This is a genomic window from Cyanothece sp. BG0011, assembly GCF_003013815.1.
In the GTDB taxonomy this organism is placed as follows: domain Bacteria; phylum Cyanobacteriota; class Cyanobacteriia; order Cyanobacteriales; family Microcystaceae; genus Crocosphaera.
The window spans coordinates 1-5,423 of the sequence record NZ_PRLH01000223.1 but is presented as its reverse complement, the minus strand read 5'-3'; the positions used below and the strand labels follow the sequence as shown (position 1 = coordinate 5,423).

The 5,423-nt window shown below is 37.7% G+C and carries 4 protein-coding genes and 2 pseudogenes; 3 read left to right on the top strand and 3 right to left on the bottom strand.

What is annotated here, in order from left to right; translation table 11 throughout:
* Together C4E06_RS27165 and C4E06_RS27160 are read right to left on the bottom strand one after the other, a co-directional pair.
* Positions 1-456: pseudogene (locus tag C4E06_RS27165) on the bottom strand (GTP-binding protein); the annotation flags it as partial.
* 119 nt (positions 457-575) lie between these two features.
* Positions 576-1,616 (bottom strand): GTP-binding protein, encoded by a 1,041-nt coding sequence (locus C4E06_RS27160; RefSeq protein WP_107671424.1) that lies wholly within the window; start codon positions 1,614-1,616, stop codon positions 576-578.
* Between the two features lie 35 nt (positions 1,617-1,651).
* Between C4E06_RS27160 and thrS the strand changes: the two genes are divergently transcribed.
* The 3 genes from thrS to moaB all read left to right on the top strand — a co-directional run bounded on the left by thrS (position 1,652) and on the right by moaB (position 4,841).
* A complete protein-coding gene (gene thrS, locus C4E06_RS27155) occupies positions 1,652-3,580 on the top strand; it encodes a threonine--tRNA ligase (RefSeq protein ID WP_107671423.1) in 1,929 nt (642 codons plus the stop codon).
* A 163-nt stretch (positions 3,581-3,743) separates the two neighbouring features.
* Positions 3,744-4,298, top strand: coding sequence for a Uma2 family endonuclease (locus tag C4E06_RS27150; RefSeq protein ID WP_107671422.1), 555 nt, complete (start codon positions 3,744-3,746; stop codon positions 4,296-4,298).
* Positions 4,299-4,322: 24 nt separating this feature from the next.
* Positions 4,323-4,841 carry a molybdenum cofactor biosynthesis protein B gene (gene moaB / locus C4E06_RS27145; protein WP_107671421.1) on the top strand — a complete coding sequence of 173 codons (519 nt, stop codon included), beginning with the start codon at positions 4,323-4,325 and terminating at the stop codon, positions 4,839-4,841.
* 87 nt (positions 4,842-4,928) lie between these two features.
* On the opposite strand, the pseudogene C4E06_RS27140 reads toward moaB, so the two are convergent.
* Positions 4,929-5,423: pseudogene (locus C4E06_RS27140) on the bottom strand (hydrolase TatD); the annotation flags it as partial.

The window sequence follows — 5,423 nt, the reverse complement described above, 5'->3', positions numbered from 1 at the left end:
CCATAAGCAATTTGTTTAAAGGCCACCTCACTATCAAAGTGTTCTTGGGTAAAGGTTTCTGCATCAATTAAGGTTAATAACCGCGTCTAAGTGTGTAAAATATCGAAAATCTGAACCAACAAAAGTTAAAATGATCGGTAAAGGGTCAGCTACCCCCGTTGTTTCAATAATCAAACGATCTACTTTTTCTTTCCTAGCTAAGATTCGTTTTACCGCTTCAACCAAACCGTCATTGATGGTGCAGCAAATACAACCATTGCTCAACTCCACCATGTCATCCTCGTAGGAAACTAAAAGTTGAGCATCGATATTGATGTCACCAAACTCGTTAACCAAGACTGCAACTTTGTGATCAAGGTCATTTTGCAGAATTTGATTGAGTAAAGTGGTTTTTCCACTACCGAGAAAGCCGGTAATGATGGTCACGGGTAATCCTTGCTGGTTAATCTCTGACATGGGGAAGAGAAGCGATTGCCTTTACAAAACTTAATTATACTATAACGATAATCGTTATCAAAACTTTTATATTTTTAGTTTCCCATGAAGTCCACTCCTTCAGTTTCAGGAGGAGTCTGTCAAGAAAATAAATTGGATAAACTAAATCGATGGTGAATATCTAGCTTGACGAGGCATTCATCAAGCTGTTTTTGAATTAATGACTTATCTAAATTACGCCCGATGAATACCAGTTCATTCTTTGGTTGACTCGTCCAATCATCAGCTTGGAGATCGTAGCGAGGTCCGCTCAGTTGAAAAATATGGCGAGAGGGACTTTCTTGAAACCAGAGTATCCCCTTAGCACGAAATATATTATTAGGTAATTGTTCAGATAAAAAATGTTCAAATTTTTCAATTTCAAAAGGGCGATCGCTTTCAAAAGAAATAAAATTAAAGCCATCATTTTCTAAATGATTATTAAAAGCCGATTTATTACGTCGAAACTCAGAAATCTCAACTTGATAGTTATCTGTTTGAGTTAAACCAATATCTAAGATTAAGGGTAAAGGAACTCTACCATATTTGCTCTCTAAAATTCTAAATCCTGGTTTAATATCTTCAACAAATGCTTTTAACTCATTAATTTTATCTTCAGTTGCTAAGTCAATTTTATTTAAAATAACCATGTCACCATATCTAATTTGGCTTAAAGCCGCATCACTATCAAAATGTTCAGTATCAAAAGCGGCTGCATCCACAACGGTAATAACAGCATCAAGGCGAGTTAAAAACTTTAATTCTGTTCCTAAAAAAGTCAATATAATGGGTAATGGATCTGCCAATCCTGTTGTTTCAATCACTAAATAATCTACTTTTTCTTCTCTTTCTAGAACTCGATAGACAGCATTAACTAAACCATCATTAATGGTGCAACAAATACAACCATTATCTAATTCTATCATATCTGAATCCACTGATATCAAAAGTTGTTCATCAATATTAATATCCCCAAATTCATTAACTAATACTGCTATTTTTAAATTATCTTTATTCTGTAAAATTTGATTAAGTAAAGTGGTTTTGCCACTCCCTAAAAAACCAGTAATGATGGTGACTGGCATTCCACTTTTCGGTAAGGATGGCAGTGCATCGGACAGGGTGAAGTTTAGACGAGTCATAGTCTTAAGTTAATTTGTTTGGGGATATTTCGATAATGATTATCAATTTACGCTATTATGATAATGATTATTATTACAATAACTTACCAGTGGTCAGCCAATTAACTCAATCTCCCTTGTCAATCGCCAACCCAGAACAATTAGAACGCATTCGTCACACTTGCGCCCACGTCATGGCAATGGCAGTACAAATCCTCTTTCCAGAGACAAAAGTTACCATTGGTCCCACGACAGATACGGGTTTTTATTACGATTTTGATCGCCCACAACCGTTTGCCCCTGAAGATTTGAAAAAAATTACCAAGCAGATGCGTTTTATTATTAAAGCGAATTTGCCGATTATTCGTGAAGAGATTACTAGAGAAGAAATTAAAGCCGAAATCGAACAGTTAGGGGAAACTTATAAACTAGAAATTTTAGATAGCATTCCCGAAGGAGAAACCATCACCCGTTACTATATCGGCAGTCCCGACGGTGGTAGATTGCCTAATGTAGGCGAAAAGCTCAAAGGTGCTTTACCAGAGCCTTCCTTAATTAAACCCATCAAAATTCCGGCTACGGTATCTTGGTGGGATCTCTGTGCGGGCCCTCATATTAACTATACAGGAGAGATTAACCCCAATGCTTTCGCCCTAGAAAGCGTAGCAGGGGCATACTGGAGGGGAGATGAAACCAAAGCCCAATTACAACGCATTTATGGGACAGCTTGGGAAACCCCCGAACAATTAGAAGCTTATTTACAACAACTCGAAGAAGCTAAACGCCGAGATCATCGCAAACTAGGAAAAGAGTTAAAACTATTTAGTATTCAGGAAAATGCTGGTGGTGGTTTGGTCTTTTGGCATCCTCGCGGTGCAACCATGCGCTATATCATTGAAGATTATTGGCGTAAGGCTCATTTAGATGGAGGTTACGAACTTCTTTATACTCCCCACGTTGCTAATTTAGAATTGTGGAAAACATCGGGACATTTTGACTTTTATCGGGAAAATATGTTTGATTCGATGGAGATTGAGCAACAGGCTTATCAAATCAAACCCATGAATTGTCCCTTTCACGTTTTAACTTATAAAAATGACCTCCATTCCTATCGAGAATTCCCGTTGCGTTGGGCAGAATTAGGGACAGTATATCGCTACGAACGTTCTGGGGTTCTACATGGTTTGATGCGGGTGCGGGGTTTTACTCAAGATGATGCTCATATTTTCTGTTTACCCACACAAATTGCCTCAGAAATTCTTGGTGTATTAAATTTAACAGAGAAGATTCTTTCAGATTTTGGGTTTAAAGACTATGAAGTTAATCTTTCCACTCGCCCAGATAAGTCAGTGGGGACAGATGAAGGTTGGGATTTGGCGACTCAAGCGTTAGTAGAAGCCTTAAATAGCAAAGGTTGGGAATATATTGAAGATAAGGGCGGCGGTGCTTTCTATGGTCCTAAAATCGATATCAAAATTAAAGATGCTATTGGACGGACTTGGCAATGTTCCACTATCCAGGTCGATTTTAACTTACCAGAACGCTTTGATATGGAATATGTAGCAGCCGATGGTTCTCGTCAACGTCCGATTATGATCCATCGGGCAATTTTTGGGTCTTTAGAGCGTTTTTACGGAATTTTAATCGAAAACTATGCAGGGGATTTTCCGTTATGGTTAGCACCTATTCAATTACGTTTGTTACCAGTTAGTGAAGCACAAAGAGAATATGGGGAAGCTCTCGTTGCTACATTAAAACAGGCTGGTTATCGCGTAGAAATAGACTGCACAGGGGAACGTTTGGGTAAACAAATACGTAAGGCCGAACTAGAAAAAATTCCTGTGGTGGCCATAGTTGGAAAAAAAGAAGTTGAAACTCAAACTTTGAGTATTCGCACTCGTCAACAAGGAGATATTGGTACAATGGATTTGACTGAGTTGAAAAAGAGTTTAGATGATGCGATCGCTAATAAGGCTAATATGTAGATTTTTTAGTCTGATACTGTCAATTAGTCAAGCATCAAAGTAACTATAGTCAGTCTAAATGAATCGTAAAAACTGTAGCACAAGCTTCTAGCTTGTAACAGGCAGGATGCCTATGTTACTGTTCATAAATGATTTAGACTAGCCATATATCCCCTAAGTAAAAATGTTAACTATTGGAACACAAAAAAGCGATCGCATCACCACAATTACGAATACGACTTGGGCTGAATATATTAGTTTAGATTTGCCCAGTAAACGAGTTTCATTTCGCAATGGAGTCATTACTATTGTGTCCCCAGGACGTAACCATGAATTGATTGGTGATTATATCAGGTTAATTATTTTGGCCTATTGCCGTAATCTTAATATGCCTGTTTTTACCTACAATCAAACGACTCTTAAAGAAGAAGGAAAAGAAGGAAAAGAACCTGATGTTGCTTACTGTTTTGACATAGACAAAGATAAGCCAGATTTAGCAGTGGAAATAAATCTAACTTCAGGCAATATCGACGATTTAACTAAATATCAATATTTAAAGATTCCTGAAGTTTGGCTATGGGAAAACAATAAAATTAGATTCTTTGTTTATCGGGATTCAGGATATTTAGAATTAACCACCAGTAATTATCTGCCTAACTTAAACAGCGAACACGTGACAAAAATTGTGAATAGTTGTTTTGGCAAAAGTGTTTTAGAAGTAGAAAAATATTTCTCTTAAAAATTAATTTGATAAGAACTAAATATGAACCAAAATGAATCTTTACTACCTTTAAAAATTGCAGTATTGACGGTTTCTGACACAAGAACAGAAGCTGATGATAAATCGGGCAAAATATTAGTGGATAATTTAACCGCCACAGGTCATTTGTTAGCAGAAAAAACTATCGTTCCCGATAACATTTACCAAATTCGTGCTGTAATATCTAGATGGGTTGCAGATGAGTCTGTTCAAGTCATTTTAACCACTGGTGGTACGGGAGTGACAGGACGGGATGGAACTCCAGAAGCTATTAAACCCCTCTTAGACAAAGAAATTGAAGGGTTTGGTGAGATATTTCGCATGATTTCCTATCAAGAAATTAAAACCTCTACCATTCAGTCTCGAACTTTGGCTGGCGTGGCCAATGGGACTTATATCTTTTGTTTACCTGGTTCTAGCGGTGCTTGTCAAACAGGATGGAGTATTATCAAAGATCAACTTGATTCTCGCCATCGTCCCTGTAATTTAGCTCAATTGATACCGAGATTGACTGAAAATTAGAGATAAGAAAGTGAGAGCTTGAGGATAGTCGAGATGTTGCTTGTTTTTTAATTCTCAGATCCCTTTTTGCTCTCATCGTAGACTGTCTTAAACAATAATGAATTCTGATTCTGCAGTTGATTCAACCACAGGTTGTTGTCCCCTCAGTACAGAGTTACCACTATGTAGGTGACGTTGATCAATGGGAGAGGAATTTAACCAATCACTTTCTTTAATTTGTCCACTTTGTCCATAAGCCGTTAGAGCATTTTGATAGCAAACAGCTTTAATATGGTCTTCGGGAATGCCTTCTTGTTGCATTAATTGGGCAGTTTTTGGGACAGCTAAAGGATCGCTTATGCCCCAATCTGCACTACTATCGACAATAATGCGATCGCAACCATAGTTCCGCACCACCTCAACCATTCTTTTATTACCCATTTTTGTGTGGGGATAAAGGGTAAAAGCTGCCCAAAATCCTCGATCTAAGACTTCTTTAACGGTTTCCTCGTTGTTATGGTCAACAATTACCATCGATGGTTCTAAACCATGTTCTCGAGAGACATCCATACTGCGAGATGTGCCGGATTTTTTTATCCCGAT

Excerpts from the sequence above, each read along its gene's own strand:
- C4E06_RS27160 (WP_107671424.1), bottom strand. The coding sequence starts at position 1,616 with ATGACTCGTCTAAACTTCACCCTGTCCGATGCACTGCCATCCTTACCG.
- thrS (WP_107671423.1), top strand. The coding sequence starts at position 1,652 with ATGATTATCAATTTACGCTATTATGATAATGATTATTATTACAATAAC.
- C4E06_RS27150 (WP_107671422.1), top strand. The coding sequence starts at position 3,744 with ATGTTAACTATTGGAACACAAAAAAGCGATCGCATCACCACAATTACG.
- moaB (WP_107671421.1), top strand. The coding sequence starts at position 4,323 with ATGAACCAAAATGAATCTTTACTACCTTTAAAAATTGCAGTATTGACG.